The sequence below is a fragment of the Pseudogemmobacter hezensis genome (assembly GCF_013155295.1).
GTDB lineage: Bacteria > Pseudomonadota > Alphaproteobacteria > Rhodobacterales > Rhodobacteraceae > Pseudogemmobacter > Pseudogemmobacter hezensis.
Window position 1 is genome coordinate 76,303 of the sequence record NZ_JABJXT010000010.1, and the last position, 17,412, is coordinate 93,714.

Sequence of the window (17,412 nt, forward strand, 5' to 3'; positions counted from 1 at the left end):
GCTGACGGGTGCCTAGCGAATGTGATCCGCGCTGCCAATGGAAGGATCTTTTCTTCTTTGGGCCTTGTGGGGAAGGGATTTCTCTCTGCCCTCGGGGCCAAGCGCGCGCGACCAGTCTGTGGCTGTGCGCGGGCTGTGATGTGCTGCGCGAAAGCGGCGCAGCCAGTCCAGCTCTGCTCCGGGGTGAAACAGTGCGGCGATCAGGGGCTGTTGCAACAGCCGGGTGCGCAGGGCGCTTAGCCCTGGCAGGCCGGAAAGCAGGAAAAGGTTCAGATGCCGGTCGTAAAGACCCAGCCGCCACAAAAGCGGCGCGAGGATGCAGGCGCTGTCATCAGGGAGCGCATCGGCCAGGGCGGTGCGGGTGGCTGGCCGGGCGGTTGCCAGGGCTTCCAGCGGGTGCAGCGCCTGGCGCAGGGCGAAGATCGCCAGATCCAGATCGGCCGGGAATGCGCCTGGATCAAGGTGTTCCAGCCGGGCAAGGGCGGCTTCGGTCAGCTGAACCAATTGCAGATTGGCCGGGTCACCCGCAGCCGCCGCCCCGCCAGAGGCACGGGTTATGGCGGTCAGTGTCTCAGCCCCGTCTGCAAATGCGATTGGTCCTGCGTCTGGTGAATATATGCCCGGAGGGATCAGCGCCCCACCCTGCGGCGGTGCCGGATACGCGCCTGGATCGCGGCTTTCGGAGGGCAGACGCCGGAACGGCCAGGATCGGGCCGCCAGCATAAGCTGCACAGTATCGGCCCAGGCGCTGCCCTCAGGCGCAAGCAGCTGCCAGTCTTCGCTTTTCCTTTCTGCTTTGGCCTGGGTTTTCATGTCTGGCGGCTTCTTTTGTGGTGATTGGGGCAAGGGCCGGAGGGTGGGCTCAGATCTGGAGGCTCTGGCCCGCGGCCAGGGCAAGCCGCGCGTTCCAGTTGCTATAGGCGGCGGTCAGGATCAGATCGACGATCTCCTGGTCATCCAGCTTTTCTTCTTCCAGCCGCCAGAACAGGCGGTTCGAGGTGCGGGCGGGCACAGCGCTTAAGGCGCTGGCGGCGTCGATTTCCGCCCCGAGGCGACCTGTCAGCGGGCAGGGCAGCCCCTCTTCCAGCAAGAGCTCGACCTCGCGCTTGCGCCGCAGGCCCTGGGCGGCGCGGCGGGCATGGGTGGCGGCGGTGAATATGCAGCCGATGCGGCGTGCAACGGCGGTGGCAACCAGATCACGCTCGCCCAGGGAAAGCCCGGGGCCCCGGCGGCGGGCCAGAGCGGCCTGCGCCGCCGTCAGTGCATCTGCCTGCGTCTGTTGTATCTGATCGGCAGCGGTGGTCTTTGGTCGGGGCTGGTGCAGCGCCAGCGGCAGAAACGGCGCCGGGCCGCTTTCACTGTCACTGATCGACCCGGCCAGCCCGCCTGACTGCCAGGTCTGCCAGGCCAGCCCCGTCATCGCAAAGCGGCTGGGTCGGGTGGTCTCAGCCATAGGCGCGGCCTGGGCGCTGGAACTGGCCCGTTTGCTTTGAGGCCGCAAGTGCCGCCGCGCCGGCCAGCAAATGCGGCTGGCGGGCAAAGGCATAGGCCCGCAGCCCTGCAACCACCGGGCTAAGCGCCCCAAGGAAGGCGATCAGCCCGTTCAGGCCGGGGATTTCATCGGGCGTCCAGCCTGCCTCGGCCAGTGCCTGTAGTGCCTCTTCGCTGGCGTCGCGCGGATGAAGCGTGATCAGATGCGCATGCGCGAAGGCTGCCGCCAGCCGGTGGCCCAGCAGGTCCTGGATCTCGGGATCGGCCCGCCAGACCGGACCGTCCAGATCCTCGGCGCTCAGCGGTCCGGGTGGCCAGGTGCCGTAGGGGCCGGGCAGCGCGGCATTCGCGGCCTCAAGCGCCACCAGCCGGGCCAGGGCATTGTCCTGCGCGGCCAGCAGCTGATGGAAGTGATCGGTCACCACCTCATCGCCGTGCAGGCTGGCGGTAAAGAGCGCAATCGCCAGCCGCTCACGCCCCTGGGCCGGGGTAAGGTTTTCGAACAGAGCGCGATAGCTGGCCTCCAGCCCATCCAGCAGCTCTGGGCGGTTGCGCAGCGCTCGCGCGACCGGGCTGGTCTGGGGCAGGCCCGCCAGACGCTCGGCGATGGTCAGCAGGTGCAGGCTGGCATCATGGCGGGACATGGTTCTTTCTCCTGGATTGTTGGCCTGAAATGCCGGTCTGAATTGGTGGCGGATCGGGGCCTGTATCTGCTGCCCTTTCTGCATTCTTGCATAATGACGATAAAATAAGACGTGTTTTATTTCGCCTGCAGGAGAAGAAGCCCGCCCCAATCATGGCTTTCGGGGGCGAAAAATGCCCCCGCCTGTCAGGGCGCTGTGCTTTATCAATGGGGGCTGGCCATGAAAAAGGGGCGGAGGATTCGCGCCCCCGCCCCCTGCGTTCATCGCGCAGCCATCAGTTCCAGTCCCTAATTCCAGTCGTGACGCGGCGGTTTGACACCGTTCAGCGCCCAGTTGCCGACCAGATGGTATTTCCAGCGCACCGGATCATGCAGCGTATGGACGCGGGCATTGCGCCAGTGACGATCAAAGCCATGCTTTCGCAGGGACGAGCGCGTGCCGCCCAGCTCGAACAGGCGGTTGGTGGCCTCGATCGCCACCTCGGTGGTCAGCACCTTGGCCTTGGCGACCGCGACCGAGGCGCGGGCGACGTTATCCTCATCGGGGGCGGGTTTGGCCTGATCCAGCACCCGGCCTGCGCGGTCCAGCAGCGCCTCGGCGGCGGCCTGGCGGATCTCCAGCTCGCCGATGCGCAAAATGGTCAGCGGGTCGTCAGAGGCGCGCTCGGCACCGGAATCGATCCAGGGCCGGGCGTGTTCGCGCACGAAGACGATGGTGTCATCCAGCGCCGCCCGCGCGATCCCCGCGTCAATCGCCGCCGTGGTGATCTGCGCGAAGGGCCCGGCAAGTGTCGGGCTTTCATAGGATTTATAGCTGGGGATCAGGTTGAAATCCTGCACCCTCAGCCGTTCCAGCAGCACCGTGCCGCTGGAGGTGGTGCGCTGGCCGATACTGTCCCAGTCATCGACCACCACAAGGCCGGGCGTGTCACGGGCGACAAAGGCCAGCTGGCCCAGCCCCTCATCATCCAGCGCCAGCACGCCCAGGTAATGCGCGTAAAGCGAGCCGGTGCAATAGCCCTTGCGCCCCTCGATCACATAGCCCTCGCCGTCGCGGGTGAGGCGGGTCTGCAGATCGGCCACGGTCTTGCCGCCGGTTTCCGACAGCGCATTGGCAAAGCGGTGGCCCTGCAGCACGAGGCCGAAATAATGCTGCTTTTGCGCCTCGGTCCCTTGCAGGCGCAGGTCTTCCAGCAGGCAGTAGTGGTTCTGCGGGATCTGCCCCAGTGAAGGATCCGCGGCTGAGATGATGGCGATCACCTCGGCCAGCGTCGCATAGGAAACCTCGGCACCGCCATAGGCCTTTGGCACCTGGATGCCCCAGAGGCCCGAGTTCGAGAAGTGATCGACCACCTCGGCGGGAACGGCGCGGTTCGCGTCGCGTGCGGCTGCGCCGGGGCGCAGGAAGGCGGCCACCTCATGCGCGATGCGGATCGCCTCGGCATCGTCTTTGATCACATGGGCGGCGGGCGGGTTGATCGGGTAATGTGCAGAAACGGTCATCTCAGTCTTTCGCCTTAACATTGCCGCCATGACCGCCGCCGCCAAAGACCTGAGGCGCACCGAAAGAGGGGCGCAGGGCGGGGCGGGGCGGTTTGATGCCGATTTCGGGGAACAGAAGTTCGGCCACGGTATAGGCCTCTTCCAGATGCGGATAGCCTGAGGCGATCACCGTATCGATGCCGATCTCCTGATATTCGCGCAGCCTGGCCGCAACGGTCGCGGGCGAGCCGACCAGTGCCGTGCCCGCGCCCGATCTGACCAGCCCCACGCCCGCCCAAAGGTTCGGAGAGACCTCAAGCCGGTCGCGCCGGCCCTCATGCAAGCGGCGCATCCGCTCCTGGCCGACGGAATCTGACTGGGTCTTTTGCACTGCCTGGGCCTTGGCGATCGTCTCATCCGAGAGGTGTGAGATCAGACGGTCAGCGGCCTCCCAGGCCTCGGCGTCCGTCTCACGAACGATGAAATGCAGGCGGATGCCGAAGGAAACCCTGCGCCCCTTTGCTGCGGCCGCCTTGCGCACCGCCTCGATCTTCTCGGCGACCTGGGCGGGGGGCTCGCCCCAGGTCAGATATTTCTCGACATAATCGCCCGCGAAATCATGCGCGGCATCCGACGAGCCGCCGAAATACAAAGGCGGGCGCGGCTCCTGGAAGGGGGGCAGGCCCAACTTCGCATGATGGGCCTTGATATGCTTGCCATCCAGATGCGCCTCGCCGGTTTCCAGCAGGCTGTTGAACACGTCGAAAAACTCGCGGGCGTGATCATAGCGGGCGTCATGGGGCAGGAAGATGCCGTCGCCCGCCAGTTCAGCCGGGGCACCGCCGACCACGATGTTCAACAAAAGCCGCCCCCGCGACAGCCGATCCAGCGTCGAGGCCAGCCGCGCGTAATAGGCGGGCGAGGCGGTGCCGGGGCGCACCGCGACCAGGAATTTCAGCCGCTCGGTATGGGCGGCAAGATCTGCGGCCAGGATGAAACTTTCCTCGCAGGCGACCGAGGTCGGGATCAGCACGCCCGAATAGCCCAGATCATCCGCCGCGCGGGCGATCTGGCGGAAATAATCGGGATCACCGGGCCGCGCCCGCAGATCGCTGCCCAGATAGGCACCATCCCCGGATGAGGGGATGAACCACAGGAAATCCAGGGGTTTGTCAGATTGGGTCATGGCGGTGTCCGGGCTGGCTGACAGGGATAAATCTCCCGCCCGGGCAGGGGCGGGAGAGGGGCATAGCGGGTCTCAGAAGGCGGGGAAGATCTGGCCTTTGTAGCGTTCCAGGATGAACTGGCGCGTCTCATCCGAGTTCAGCGCTTTGGCAAGGATCTGGATGCGCGGATCTTTGGTGTCATCGGGGCGGGTCACCAGATACTCGCTCCAGACGTTGTGGCCGTCCTGGCCATTGTCGATAAACAGCGCCTTGTTGATATCAAGCCCCGCCTCAAAGACGTAATTGCCGTTCAGCGCGCCCAGATCGACCTCATTCAATGCGCGCGGCAGCAGGGCGGATTCCAGCTCGATAATATCGAGGTTTTTCGGGTTCTCAGTCACGTCTTTCAGGCCCGGCAGCGGATCCTCGGGCGAGGTCAGCGATTTGAATTCGCCCAGTTTGATCAGGCCCAGCTGTTGCAGCAGCAAAAGCCCGCGCCCGCCATTGACCGGATCATTCGGGATCGCCACTTTCGCGCCATCCCTCAACTCATCCAGCGCGGTGATTTTGGTCGAATAGGCGACGTAAGGCTCAATATGGACGGGGACGACCACGGTCAGATTGTCGCCGCGCTCGCGGTTCCATTCATTGAGATAGGGGCGGTATTGGTAATAATTGCCGTCCAGCTCGCCCGAGACCAGCTGCGCATTCGGCTGGATGTAATCGGTGAAAACGCGGATATCGAGGTCGATCCCTTCTTTGGCCACGATGGGTTTGACGAATTCGAGGATCTCGGCATGCGGGATGGCGGTCGCGCCGATCACCAGCTTTTCCTGGGCCTGGGCGGCCCCCGACAGCCCGAGTGCGGCGGCGGCCGCCAGGGCAAATGTTTTCAGTTTTGACATAGGCTTAGTCCTTTGAATTGAATGGGGTTTCAGCGGCGCGAGAAACGGGTCACGAGGCTGTTTCCAGAGGCCTGGATCAGCTGCACCAGCAAAATAAGGACCACGACGCAGACCAGCATGATCTCGGTCTGGAAGCGGTGATAGCCGTAGCGGATCGCCAGATCGCCAAGCCCGCCGCCGCCGATTGCGCCCGACATGGCGGTGTAATCGACCAGCACAATCGCGGTGACGGTCGCGGCGGCGATCAGGCCGGGCAGTGCCTCGGGCAGGACGGCGCGAAAGATTGTCTGGACGGGCGAGGCCCCCATGGCAAAGCTGGCCTCGATCACGCCGGGATCAACCTCGCGCAGCGCGGTCTCCACCAGGCGGGCGAAGAAGGGGGACGTGCCGACGACCAGCGGGAAGATCACACCTTTGATGCCCAGCGAGGTGCCGGTGATCAGCACCGTGACTGGCATCAGCACGATCAAAAGGATGATGAACGGGACCGAGCGGATGATGTTGAGCACAAAAGACAGCATCCCATAGCCAAGGCCATGCGCGAAGGGCTGGCCCTTGCCGGTGACGAACAGCAAGATCCCCAGCGGCAGCCCGATCAGCACCGTCAGCACCAGCGAGACGCTGACCATGGCCAGCGTCTGGCTAAGTGCGGTGCCGATATCGGCCCAGTTGATACGTTCAAACCACATGAAGATGCCTCACTTCGGCGGGCGCAGCAGCAGGGGCCGCGCCGCCGATCACCTCGACTGCGGCGCCTGCGGCCTGCAGCGCGGCAGTGGCCGCCACCGCATCGCCGCCGCTTAACGCGATGGAAAACTGCGCATAGGGTGTGGTGCGGATATGGCCGACGCGCCCGCCGAGAATGGCGAAATCGACGCCAAATTCGCGGGCGATCCGCGACAAAAGCGGCTGATGCGTGTCCGCCCCCGTGAAGGTCAGGCGCAGATGCTGGCCTGTGGCGGTGCCGGGATCGGACAAGGCGGCATCGCCCTCGGCCTCGCGCACAAGGGCGCGGCTGACCGGGTGGCCGGGGTGCAAAAAGACCTTTGCCACCGGGCCTTCCTCGACCACGCGGCCCTTTTCCAGCACGGCGACACGGTCGCAGGCGCGGCGGATCACCTCCATTTCATGGGTGATCATCACGATTGTTACGCCCAGCTCGCGGTTGATTTCCTGCAAAAGATCAAGCACCTGGCCCGTGGTCTGCGGATCCAGAGCCGAGGTCGCCTCGTCGCACAGCAGCACTTTCGGGTCATTGGCCAGCGCCCGCGCGATGCCGACGCGCTGCTTTTGCCCGCCCGACAGCTGACGCGGATATTTCTGCGCGTGATCCGACAGGCCCACCCGCGCCAGCAGTGCCGCGACCTTCTCTGCGATCTGCGCTTTGGTCAGTTTTCCGGCCAGCTCCAGCGGATAGGCGACATTGCGCGCCACCGTCCGCCCGCTGAGCAGGTTGAAATGCTGAAACACCATGCCGATCTGGCGGCGCAGCGCCTGCAGCCCGGTGCCGCGGGCATCGGTGATCTGCTGCCCGTCGATCCAGACCTGGCCGGATGAGGGGCGTTCCAGCAGGTTGATCAGCCGCACCAGGGTTGATTTCCCCGCGCCCGACGCGCCGATGATCCCAAAAATCTCGCCGCGCCCGACCTGCAGGTCGATCCCGTGCAGCGCCGGAAGCGTGCCGCGCTTTGACGCGAAATTCTTGGTGACGGCCTCAAGGCGGATCATTCTGCGGCGGCCTCTTTTGCCGTCTCCGCCGCCTTGACGGCCTCAATGTCGCGGTAGTGCTGGGCGGGGTGGTTTTCGGGCAGATAGGGCCCTGCGCCAAACAGCTTTTCGCGCAGCGTGCCGGGGGTGTATTCGGTTGGATAGGCGCCGCGCTTTTGCAGCTCTGGCACGATCAGATTGACCACATCCTCAAAGGATCCCGGCGTCACTGCATAGGCGATATTGAACCCATCGACATCGGTTTCCGCCACCCAATCCTGCAGCGTGTCGGCAATCTGTTCGGGCGAGCCGACAAAGACCGGGCCCTGGCCGCCGATGCCGCCATATTTCGCCAGCTCATCCACGGTCCAGACTTTGTCTTTGCCGCCAAAGGCATCCAGCATCGAATGGATCGCATTGGTCTCAACCTTGCGGATCACCTCGCCGGGCTGATAGGCCCCGAAATCGACGCCGCTCCAGCCTGACATGAACACAAGCGAGCCCTCATATGAGATATACTTGCTGTAATCCTCAAATTTCGCGCGGGCTTTTTCTTCAGTCTCATCGGTGATGATGGTGATCAGCGTATAGATATAAAGCTTTGAGGGATCGCGCCCCTCGGCCGCCGCGCGGGCGCGGATGTCAGCGACATATTCCTTCAGCAGCGCCTTTGAGGGCGCACCGACGAACACGCATTCCGCATGTTTCGCGGCAAAGGCCTTGCCCGGACCCGAGGCCCCGGCCTGATAGATCAGCGGCGTGCGCTGTGGCGAGGGCTCGGTCAACCCATAGCCCGGCACCTCAAAATATTTGCCCTTATGGCCGATCTCATGCACCTTTGCGGGATCGGCGAAAATGCGGCCATCCGCATCGCGGCGCACGGCATCTTCCTCCCAGGAGCCTTCCAGCAGCTTGTAGATCACCTCAAGATATTCCGAGGCGACCTCATAGCGGTTGTCGTGCTTTTTCAGCCCGCCCTGGCCGATATTCTTCGCGCCACTTTCCAGGTAAGAGGTGACGATATTCCAGCCCACCCGGCCTTTGGTGTGATGGTCGGCGGTGGCGATGCGGCGGGCGAAAGTATAGGGGTGCTCAAAGCTGGTTGAGGCGGTGATGCCGATCCCCAGATGCTGCGTCGCCAGCGCGATAGGGGCGGCCAGCTGGATCGGGTCATTGACCGGAATCTGCGCCCCGTTGCGGATCGCGCCGTCATTATTGCCGTTATAGACATCATAATAGCCGATTACATCGGCGATGAAGATGCCGTCGAAAATGCCGCGTTCAAGCGTGCGGGCCAGGTTCTGCCAATAGTCCAGATCCTTATAGGTGGCCGAGCGGTCATCGGGATGCGCCCAGAGGCCTGGCGACTGGTGGCCGACGCAATTCATGTCAAAGGCGTTGAAACGGATCTTGCGGGTCATCTGAGATTTCTCATTTCTGGGGCGCTGCGCCGTCCTGTGAAGCGCGGGCTTCAAAACACGACAGGTTATGACGTGATTAACCCCGCAAGCCCGCCTGAGGCGATTCCAAAGCTTTCCCCGCAAAGAGAAGGAAGCTGCTGTAAGCCGCGCCGGGGCAGCGGGGATTTTCCGGGGGCACGGAATTTCAACGAAAATCGGGGCGAAACAGCAGGCCTGTTCCCCGGCCGTAGATAACTATTCTCCCGGCAGGGGGGTGAAGAGCGGGGCCGTTTCCACCAGCCGCCGGGTTTTGGAATGGCCGCAGGCGGGTGGGCGGGCCTATAAATCAGCGAAATGGGGCGGGTCTGATCCGGCCCCGCTGTCCCTTTCAGGAAAAACAGATGAACCAGCCGCAGCCCCCCGCCAGCCCCGAGATTTTCTGGTTCCTGCCGACCTCGGGCGACACGCGTTATCTGGGCACCTCGGATTTCAGCCGTGCGCCTGACAATGCCTATATCCGCCAGATCGCGGTCACGGCGGATCGGCTGGGCTATGACGGGTTGCTGATCCCGACGGGGGCCAGCTGCCAGGACCCCTGGGTGACGGCGGCCAGTCTGATTGCCGAGACGCGGCGGATCAAACTGCTGGTGGCGCTGCGCACCTCGATCATGGGGCCGACCGCCTCGGCGCGGCAGGCGGCGACACTGGATCAGGCGCTTGGCGGCCGGCTATTGCTGAATGTGGTGCCGGGGGGCGATGCGACAGAGCTGGCGGCGGATGGTGTATTCCTGAAACATGACGAGCGTTATGAGGCCGCGGATGAGTTCCTGACCGTCTGGCGGCGCATCCTTGCAACCGATGCCGCCGTGACCTTCAAAGGCAAACATCTCAGCGTCGAGAATGCCCGCAATTACCACCCGCCCGTGCAGCGCCCCTATCCGCCTTTGTATTTCGGCGGCTCTTCCCCCGCCGCGCATGAGCTGGCCGGGAAGCATGTCGATGCCTATCTGACCTGGGGCGAGCCGCCCGAGGCGGTCGCAGAAAAAATCGCCGATGTGCGGGAAAAGGCCGCGCAGAACGGGCGCTCGGTCCGGTTCGGGGTGCGGCTGCATGTGATCGCCCGCGAGACCGAGGAAGAGGCCTGGGCCGATGCTGACCGTCTGATCTCGCACCTATCGGACGAGGATATCGCCGCCTCGCAGGCCAATCTGGCAAAGATGGACAGTCATGGTCAGGCCCGGATGCAGGCGCTGCATGGCGGGCGGCGTGACCGCCTGGTCGTGGGGCCGAACCTCTGGGCGGGCGTAGGCCTGGTGCGCGGCGGCGCGGGAACGGCGCTGGTCGGCAACCCGCAGCAGATCGTTGATCGTCTGCGCGAATATCAGGCGCTTGGGGTTGATACATTCGTGCTGTCGGGCTATCCGCATCTGGAAGAATCGATCCGCTTTGCCGAGCTGGTCTTCCCGCTTTTGGGCAAAGACGCGGTGACGGAACGCTCGGCCCAGACGGGCGGGGCTTTTGATATCCGCGCCCGCGCATCGGCCAGCTGATATGAGCCTGGACCAGCCCCGGGCCCGCGCCGCCCGCCATGTGGTGATTGTGGGTGCCGGGCTGTCAGGTGCCGCCGTGGCCTGGCACCTGGCGCGAAACACCGGCCTCCTTGGTCCGCGCATCACTCTGATAGAGCCGCGGCCCCAGCCTGGCCGGGGTCTGGCCTATTCGACGCCTGACCCCGATCACCGCCTGAACGTGCCGCATGTGAAGATGACGCTCGACACCTCGCAGCCCGATCACTATGCGCGCTGGCTGCAATCAGATGCGGCCCCGGCCTATGCGGCGGATGCCCATCGCCCTGATGGTGCGATCTTCACGCCACGCGCGGTGTTCGGCGCCTATGTTCACGCGCATCTGGCGCCCGATCTTGCCTCTGGGCGGATCGTCCATCTGCAAAGCCGCGCTGTTTCTGCCAGTCGTGAGGGCGGGCGGGACGGCGGGAAGCTCGGGGGGCAGGACGGGGGGCAGGTCGGGGGGCAGGTCGGTGGGCCCTGGCGGGTCTGGCTGGAAGATGGCCGATCCGTCACCGCCACGGATCTGGTGCTGGCCGCCAGCCACCCGGCCCCCGGCCTGCCGCCACAGCTGCGGGGGCTTGCCGGGCAAAGGGCGCTGATCGCCGATCCCTATGCGCCAGGGGCGCTGGACGATATCGCAAAAGATGAGGCGATTTTGCTGCTGGGCGCGGGCCTGACCGGGGCCGATGTCGTGGCCAGCCTGATCCGGCGCGGCCATCGCGGGCCGATCCGGCTGGTGTCGCGCACGGGCCGCCGCTCGCAGCCGCATGGGCCAGAGCAGGCGGAAAGCCAGGCCGATTTCGGCACCGATCCTGCGCTTACCACAAGGGCGCTTTTGCGTCGTATCCGCCATGAGCTGCGCGAGGCCCAGAAGCAGGGCCTGACCTGGCACCCGGTCTTTGATCGTCTGCGGGCGCAGGGGCCGCTGATCTGGGCCGCGCTGCCGCTGGAAGAGCGCCGCCGCCTTTTGCGCCATCTGCGCGGGCTTTGGGATATTCACCGTTTCCGCATCGCGCCGCAGACCTATGCGATTTTGCAAGAGGCCCAGGCCTCGGGTCAGCTGACGGCCTTTGTCGGGCGCATCGGGCAGCTGTCTCAGCATGCGGGCAGGCACCGCCTGAACATTCGTTTGCGCAAAGGGGGCCAGCAGGATCTGGTATTTGACCGGCTGATCCTGGCGACGGGCCCCTCGCATGGGGCGGTCACCACCTCGAACCCGCTCTATGCGGATCTGGCCGCCCAGGGCCTGATCGCAGCGGATGCGTTGTCGCTGGGGCTGGCGGCAACCGCAGATGCGCAGGCGCTGGACCGCGAGGGCCGCGCCCAGCCGGATCTTTTCATCGCAGGTCCGCTGGCCCGGGCCGCCGTTGGCGAGCTGATGGGCGTGCCCGAGGTGACGGCCTGGGCCGAGCGCCTTGCGGCACGGCTGGCTGTGCCAGGTTCCGGCGGTGTCTGATCCCGGCGGCGTCTGATCCGCCGGGGATACCTGAAGACAACCGATCAACCTGTGTATTCACCCCGCGCAGGCATGGAAGGTTGCGGCCGGACCGAGGTGGCCTCAGACCCTGATATTCGCGGCTTCCAGCTTGTCCAGCAGCGTATCAACAGGGCGCAGCCGTGGCAAAACCGGAAGCCGGTTCACACCATCGAACTTTTGAACGACATCATTTGCTATCCGTTCAAGGGACTCAATATGCGATTCAATTGAAAAATACTTGTGCCGTTCAAATGCCGCTGCCGACATCCGGCGGTATCGTCTTTCTCCTGTGCTTTGGATCGCGGCAACCACCGTCTCGCCGGACATATCATCCAAAAGGAACCCGGCCTTGCTGTTCCCCATCATCTCTACCGGGCCAGGGGCATAGCTTGCGGCCAGAACCGGAACGCCGAATGAAAAGGCCTCAAGAACAACATTCCCGAAAGCTTCCTTTTTAGACGGCAGGATCAACAGCCGCATATCGGAATACATTCTCTGCTTGTCTTCACAGTTCAGGCATATCTCAAAGTGATCAAGAATTGAATGATTGATGGCGAGCTCTATAAATTTAGCGTAATCCGGAGAGTTTTCGTCGTGGGTTGTGTATATATGCAGCGGTGGCAGGCCTGCTTTTTTCATCGCCTGGGCAATTCCCAGAAGGCGCTCGCAGTCTTTTGCGTGGAAATCAATTCTTCCTACATATCCAAATTTAGTATTTTTATCAGTATCATATGAATTTATGTCTCTGATCGCCACCGGCGGCGCTATCTTTACCTGTCCATATATAACAAGCTGCCTTTGGAAAGAGATGTCGCCGTCTGAGAATGACAATATGCATGAGGCCATATTATCCTTCAGCAGGTCGCGTCTGGTAAGAATGTTGATTTCCTGGATCAAAAAGGCCATCTGGCCGGAGCCCAGAGCAATGATCGGAAATTTGTAAAATATGTCTCTTATGTCCTTGGGGTATTCGAACTGAATGCTGTTTCCGATGAGGAGAACAGTATCATCCGGTGACCAGCTCTTAAACATCTGAATAATTTTGTCCCGGTCCTTTTCCAGTGAAAAAGCGCCGTTTAATGATATTTCCCTGTCGTGTTTGCGGGAAATCGCAATATATTCAATGGGTCTGTTCGCGGTCTCTCTGAGTATGTTTCTGGTTCTGTTCTGAATGCCGCCAATCCGGCTGACGTCAGAAACGATCAAAACTATTCTTGCAACCTCAGACTTCCCACGATTTACACTCACAGCCCGAAGTCCTTCGATTTAAATGCCAATCATACCAGCGGGGAAATCCCGGGGCTGAGCAGATTGTTCCACGATGGACATTATGGCACGCGGTTCAACGGGTAAAGAGCCGTGTCGCCACTTCAGGCCAGGCCGCTGCCGCACCGAAGCTGGCCCCGATGCGGCAGCGGCCTGGCAGCATTTCCCTGAAACGCGACGGGTCTTTCTCTCGTTGGTCAGGACACAGGCATGCCCGATATTTCAGTGAAAGCCCGTCAAAAATGCCCGCCCCGGTTTTGGTGCGGGCATTTTTATGCATGGATGTGGCCTTAGATCGGCCTCAGATCGTGATGCCGCCGTCTACCGAAATCGCCTGGCCGGTGATGAAGGCGCCCTCATCCGAGGCAAGGAAGGCGCAAAGGCCTGCGACCTCTTCGACGGTGCCAAGCCTGCCCAAAGGCTGGCGGGCGATAAAGCTTTGGCGCGCGGCCTCGACCGAGCCCATGGTCTGGCCCAACTCCTCGATCCGCTGATTAAGCGAGGGCGAGGCGACAGTGCCGGGGCAGACCGAATTGGCGCGGATGCCATAGCTGACATAATCAGCGGCGATGGATTTTGTCAGCGCGATCACGCCGCCTTTCGTTGCGCCGTAAGCGGCACGGCGCGGGAAGCCCTTGATCGACGAGACGACCGAGCCGATGGTGATGACAGAGCCGCCATGCCCTTTCATCTTCGGCACCGCCTCTTTCAGCACATGGAAGGCGCTGCCAAGCGTGATATCGACCGAGCGCTGCCAGTCGTCAAAGCCGCATTCCTCGATGCTGCCCTGATGCACATAGCCGACCGCATGGACGAGGATGTCGATCCGCGGAATGTCTTGCAGCCAGGCGGCGATTGCGGCCGGATCGGTGGCGTCAACGCGGCGCGTGGTGGCGCAATCCAGCGTTGAAAGCGCCGTCTCGTTCAGATCCGAGGCATAGACGGTCGCGCCTTCGGCCGCCAGCCGCTCTGCGACCGCGCGGCCGATGCCCTGGCCTGCGGCGGTGACGACGGCGATACGGCCCTGCAGCCGGTTTGAAAGATCGGTCACCGGCTTATCCTTTCACGACCTGAGAGACGGGGGTGACGGTCTGGCGCTGTTCGCCCAGGCCTTTGATCCCCAGCGTCACCACATCGCCCACGCCCAGATAGCGCGGCGGCTTCATGCCAAGGCCAACGCCGGGGGGGGTGCCGGTGCAGATCAGATCGCCCGGCTCCAGAGCGCAGAATTCCGACATGTAAGAGATGATGGTTGCGACATCGAAGATCATCTTCGCGGTATTGCCGGTCTGCATCCGCTCGCCATTCACATCCAGCCACATCGGCAGGTCGGCAATATCGTCGAACTCGTCGATCGAGGCCGCGAAGGGCCCGGTCGGGCAGAAGTTCGGATAGCTTTTGCCTTTGACCCATTGGCCGCCACGCTCCAGCTGCCAGGCGCGTTCGGACACGTCATTCACAAGGGTCAGGCCCAGGACGTGATCCAGCGCCTGATCGCGGGTGATGTTCAGCGTGTGCTTGCCGATGAAGATGCCCAGCTCGACCTCCCAGTCGAGTTTGGTCATTTTGTCGGAGAAGAGGATCGGCTCATTCGGGCCGCAATAGGTGGCCGAGCTTTTGTTGAAAAGGATCGGCTCTGCCGGGATCGGCATGCCCGATTCCGCGGCGTGGTCGGAATAGTTCAGCCCGACGCACCAGATGTTTTTCGGGCCGGAAACGGGCGGCAGGATGCGGGCCGCTGCCTGATCAAGCGCCGGAAGGCTTGCAAGATCAACGCCTTGCAGGCGTGTTTTCAGGTCCGGGATGGTGTCGGGTGTGAAATCGCTCACAATCGCCGAGACGTCACGCGCGATATTATCCGCGTCCAAAAGCGCGGGAATTGCGCGGCCATCACGCTCAAGCCGGATGAACTTCATGTCGGAAACCTTCTCGTTTGGGTTGGGCCATGGCCCGCAGAATTCAGCTGTCGGCGCGGATGCCGGCGAGAGCGCCGATCACGCCTTTGTCGCGGATCGCGGTCAGCGCGGCCGTCAGCAGCGGCTGCAGCGCGGGGTCGGGCGTGGGCCCGAATACGGGTTCAAATCCAAGGAAAGCCGCTACCGTTTCTTCGGGGGTCTGCGCCGCCTGATCGGGGGCATTCCAGGCGTTGAAGGTCGGGTCGTTGATGATGATGGGCTGGCCCGCCTCATTCACCGCCCCGCAAGAGCGGATCCAGAGCGCGACCGCCATCACCAGCGCGTCAGAGCGTTCACCACGGGCCAGACGCTCGCCCAGCATCGCCAGCAGCCGCTGCGGCACTTTTTGCGAGGCATCCGAGGCGATCTGAACGCAAAGATGCTGCAGCGCGGGGTTGGCAAAGCGGTCGCGCAGCCCCTCGACATAGCGGGCACCGTCCATGCCGGGCTGCAGGGTCGTGGCCGCCTCGCGCCAGTAGATGTCGATGAAGGCGCGCAGGGCAGGATTGGCAAAGGCCTCGGCAACCGAGGCAAAGCCCGCGATCTGGCCCGCCGCCGCGATTGCGGTATGGGCGCCGTTCAGCATGCGCAGCTTCATATGTTCATAGGGTTCGACATCGGCGACGATCTCGGCCCCCGACAGCTCCAGCGCGGGGCGGCCCCAGGGGAAGTCATCCTCGATCACCCAGCGGAAATAGGGCTCGGCCACCACGGGCCAGGCATCTGTGGCACCCAAGGCGGCGCTGATCGTGGCGCGGTCCTGGTCGGTGGTTGCGGGCACGATCCGGTCAACCATCACACAGGGCGCGGCGGAATTGGCCTCGATCCAGGTGACAAGATCAGGGTCGCTCAGGGCGGCAAAGCGCACCAGCGCGGCCTTGAGCACGCGGCCATTTGCCGGAAGATTGTCGCAGGACAACAGCGTCAGCGGCGTCAGCCCCGCCGCGCGACGGTTCCATAGCGCCGCCGTCAGGAAACCATATATGGTGCGAGGGCGATCAGGGTTCGCAAGATCATGCAGGATGTCTGGGTGATCTTCCAGAAGCCTGCGGCTGGCGGGATGGGTCAGATAGCCCTTTTCGGTGACGGTCAGCGTAACGATCCGCACCGTCGGCAGGCTGAGCGCCTCGATCAGGCGCTCAGGGTTTTCCGGCGCGGTGATCATCTCGATGATCGAGCCGATCACCCGCAGATCCTCGCGCGTGCCATAACGCTCGCAATAGGTATAAAGGCCGTCCTGGGGGGCCAGCAGGTCGCGGGTCACCGGGCTGCGCAGCGAGGCGGCGATGATGCCATAGCCCAGCTCGCCGCGCCCGAGGCAATCATCGATGAAAACCGCCTGATGCGCCCGATGAAATGCGCCGACGCCCAGATGCACGATGCCAGGCGTCACCTCTGCACGATTATAGGCCGGGCGGGTAACACCGGGGGGCAGGTCGTTCAGGGTGGCAAGCGACAGTCTGGGCATTGGGGCAGGCTCTTTGGTAAGGGGCGGGCAAAGGGTGAAAGGCGCGGCGTCTCTGCCGGGGGCCTCAGCCGAATTGCAGCCCGCCATTCATGTCGATCACGGTGCCGGTCATAAAACCCGCCAGCGGTGAGGCCAGGAAGCGCACCGAATGGGCGATTTCCTCTGGCTGACAAAAGCGCCCGACCGGGATCGCGGCCAGCTGGCGGTTGCGATCTTCCTCGGAAAGCTGCTCCATGATCATCGGCGTCACCACATAGGCGGGGGCGATGGCATTCGCGGTCACCCCGGTGGCGGTCAGCTCGCGGGCTGAGGCATAGGTCAGCCCGACCAGCGCCGCCTTCGAGATCGCATAGCTGGTGCCTGCGGTCAGGCCGCCGGATTTCCAGGCGTAAGAGGCGATATTGATCAGACGGCCCCAGCCCTTTGCCTTCATCCCCGGCACGAAGGCTTTGGTCAGGATCAAAGCCGCATCAAGGTTGACCGCCATGATGCGGTGGAATTCCTCCAACGTGGTCGCGGCCAGTTTATGGGGCGACAGGATGCCGGCATTGTTGACCAGGATATCGACGCCGCCTGCAGTCCCGTCTGCGGCCCCGCCTGCGATTGCCTCTGCGGCTTTGGTCAGCGCCTCGGCATCACCCAGATCAACCACCATCGGGTTGATTTTGCCAGGATATTGATCGGCGTTCTGATCGACCAGGCTCTGCAGCGCAGCCGCGTCGCGGTCGCAGGCGATGACATCTGCGCCCGCATCCAACAGGCCAAGCGCAATGGCACGGCCAATGCCGCCTGCAGCGCCCGTTACAAGCGCGGTCTTTCCTGTCAGTTCCATCTTATCCGTCCATCTGCTCTGATGGGGCGCGGGCCGATCAGCAGGCCCGCGC

At 63.4% G+C, this 17,412-nt stretch carries 16 protein-coding genes; 2 read left to right on the top strand and 14 right to left on the bottom strand.

The window, feature by feature from the left end:
• Nucleotides 1-12: 12 nt before the first annotated feature.
• From HOY34_RS12595 to HOY34_RS12635, 9 genes are all read right to left on the bottom strand, one after another.
• Nucleotides 13-813 (bottom strand): hypothetical protein, encoded by an 801-nt coding sequence (locus HOY34_RS12595; RefSeq protein WP_172363384.1) that lies wholly within the window; start codon nucleotides 811-813, stop codon nucleotides 13-15.
• A gap of 49 nt (nucleotides 814-862) precedes the next feature.
• Nucleotides 863-1,453, bottom strand: a complete 591-nt coding sequence (locus HOY34_RS12600) for a carboxymuconolactone decarboxylase family protein (protein WP_172363386.1) — start codon at nucleotides 1,451-1,453, stop codon at nucleotides 863-865.
• Complete coding sequence (locus tag HOY34_RS12605; protein WP_172363388.1) at nucleotides 1,446-2,135, bottom strand: CMD domain protein; 690 nt, start codon at nucleotides 2,133-2,135, stop codon at nucleotides 1,446-1,448. The genes HOY34_RS12600 and HOY34_RS12605 overlap by 8 nt, the downstream gene beginning before the upstream one ends.
• A gap of 287 nt (nucleotides 2,136-2,422) precedes the next feature.
• The gene (locus HOY34_RS12610; RefSeq protein ID WP_172363390.1) at nucleotides 2,423-3,637 is read right to left on the bottom strand and encodes an SfnB family sulfur acquisition oxidoreductase; all 1,215 of its coding nucleotides are present in this window, start codon (nucleotides 3,635-3,637) and stop codon (nucleotides 2,423-2,425) included.
• A 1-nt stretch (nucleotide 3,638) separates the two neighbouring features.
• Nucleotides 3,639-4,802, bottom strand: a complete 1,164-nt coding sequence (ssuD, locus tag HOY34_RS12615; protein ID WP_172363392.1) for an FMNH2-dependent alkanesulfonate monooxygenase — start codon at nucleotides 4,800-4,802, stop codon at nucleotides 3,639-3,641.
• Between the two features lie 72 nt (nucleotides 4,803-4,874).
• Nucleotides 4,875-5,687, bottom strand: a complete 813-nt coding sequence (locus HOY34_RS12620) for a MetQ/NlpA family ABC transporter substrate-binding protein (protein ID WP_172363394.1) — start codon at nucleotides 5,685-5,687, stop codon at nucleotides 4,875-4,877.
• Between the two features lie 29 nt (nucleotides 5,688-5,716).
• Nucleotides 5,717-6,376: a methionine ABC transporter permease gene (locus tag HOY34_RS12625; RefSeq protein WP_172363396.1), complete on the bottom strand. Its 660-nt coding sequence runs from the start codon at nucleotides 6,374-6,376 to the stop codon at nucleotides 5,717-5,719.
• Nucleotides 6,366-7,415 (bottom strand): methionine ABC transporter ATP-binding protein, encoded by a 1,050-nt coding sequence (locus HOY34_RS12630; protein ID WP_172363398.1) that lies wholly within the window; start codon nucleotides 7,413-7,415, stop codon nucleotides 6,366-6,368. The genes HOY34_RS12625 and HOY34_RS12630 overlap by 11 nt, the downstream gene beginning before the upstream one ends.
• Nucleotides 7,412-8,815, bottom strand: a complete 1,404-nt coding sequence (locus HOY34_RS12635) for an LLM class flavin-dependent oxidoreductase (protein WP_172363400.1) — start codon at nucleotides 8,813-8,815, stop codon at nucleotides 7,412-7,414. Before HOY34_RS12635 ends, HOY34_RS12630 begins: the two co-directional genes overlap by 4 nt.
• A 380-nt stretch (nucleotides 8,816-9,195) precedes the next feature.
• Here HOY34_RS12635 and ssuD (HOY34_RS12640) point away from each other — a divergent pair, with 380 nt between their 5' ends.
• Nucleotides 9,196-10,344, top strand: a complete 1,149-nt coding sequence (ssuD, locus tag HOY34_RS12640; RefSeq protein ID WP_172363402.1) for an FMNH2-dependent alkanesulfonate monooxygenase — start codon at nucleotides 9,196-9,198, stop codon at nucleotides 10,342-10,344.
• Between the two features lies 1 nt (nucleotide 10,345).
• On the top strand, nucleotides 10,346-11,818 hold the full coding sequence (locus tag HOY34_RS12645) for an FAD/NAD(P)-binding protein (RefSeq protein WP_172363404.1): 1,473 nt from the start codon (nucleotides 10,346-10,348) through the stop codon (nucleotides 11,816-11,818).
• A 102-nt stretch (nucleotides 11,819-11,920) separates the two neighbouring features.
• On the opposite strand, the gene HOY34_RS12650 is transcribed toward HOY34_RS12645, so the two are convergent.
• From HOY34_RS12650 to HOY34_RS12670, 5 genes are all read right to left on the bottom strand, one after another.
• Complete coding sequence (locus tag HOY34_RS12650; RefSeq protein WP_172363406.1) at nucleotides 11,921-13,087, bottom strand: glycosyltransferase family 4 protein; 1,167 nt, start codon at nucleotides 13,085-13,087, stop codon at nucleotides 11,921-11,923.
• Between the two features lie 319 nt (nucleotides 13,088-13,406).
• Nucleotides 13,407-14,156 (bottom strand): SDR family oxidoreductase, encoded by a 750-nt coding sequence (locus tag HOY34_RS12655; RefSeq protein ID WP_172363408.1) that lies wholly within the window; start codon nucleotides 14,154-14,156, stop codon nucleotides 13,407-13,409.
• 4 nt (nucleotides 14,157-14,160) lie between these two features.
• Complete coding sequence (locus tag HOY34_RS12660; RefSeq protein ID WP_172363410.1) at nucleotides 14,161-15,021, bottom strand: fumarylacetoacetate hydrolase family protein; 861 nt, start codon at nucleotides 15,019-15,021, stop codon at nucleotides 14,161-14,163.
• A gap of 43 nt (nucleotides 15,022-15,064) precedes the next feature.
• Nucleotides 15,065-16,528 (bottom strand): mannitol dehydrogenase family protein, encoded by a 1,464-nt coding sequence (locus tag HOY34_RS12665; protein ID WP_172363412.1) that lies wholly within the window; start codon nucleotides 16,526-16,528, stop codon nucleotides 15,065-15,067.
• A gap of 64 nt (nucleotides 16,529-16,592) precedes the next feature.
• Complete coding sequence (locus HOY34_RS12670) at nucleotides 16,593-17,360, bottom strand: SDR family NAD(P)-dependent oxidoreductase (protein WP_172363414.1); 768 nt, start codon at nucleotides 17,358-17,360, stop codon at nucleotides 16,593-16,595.
• Between the last annotated feature and the right edge of the window lie 52 nt (nucleotides 17,361-17,412).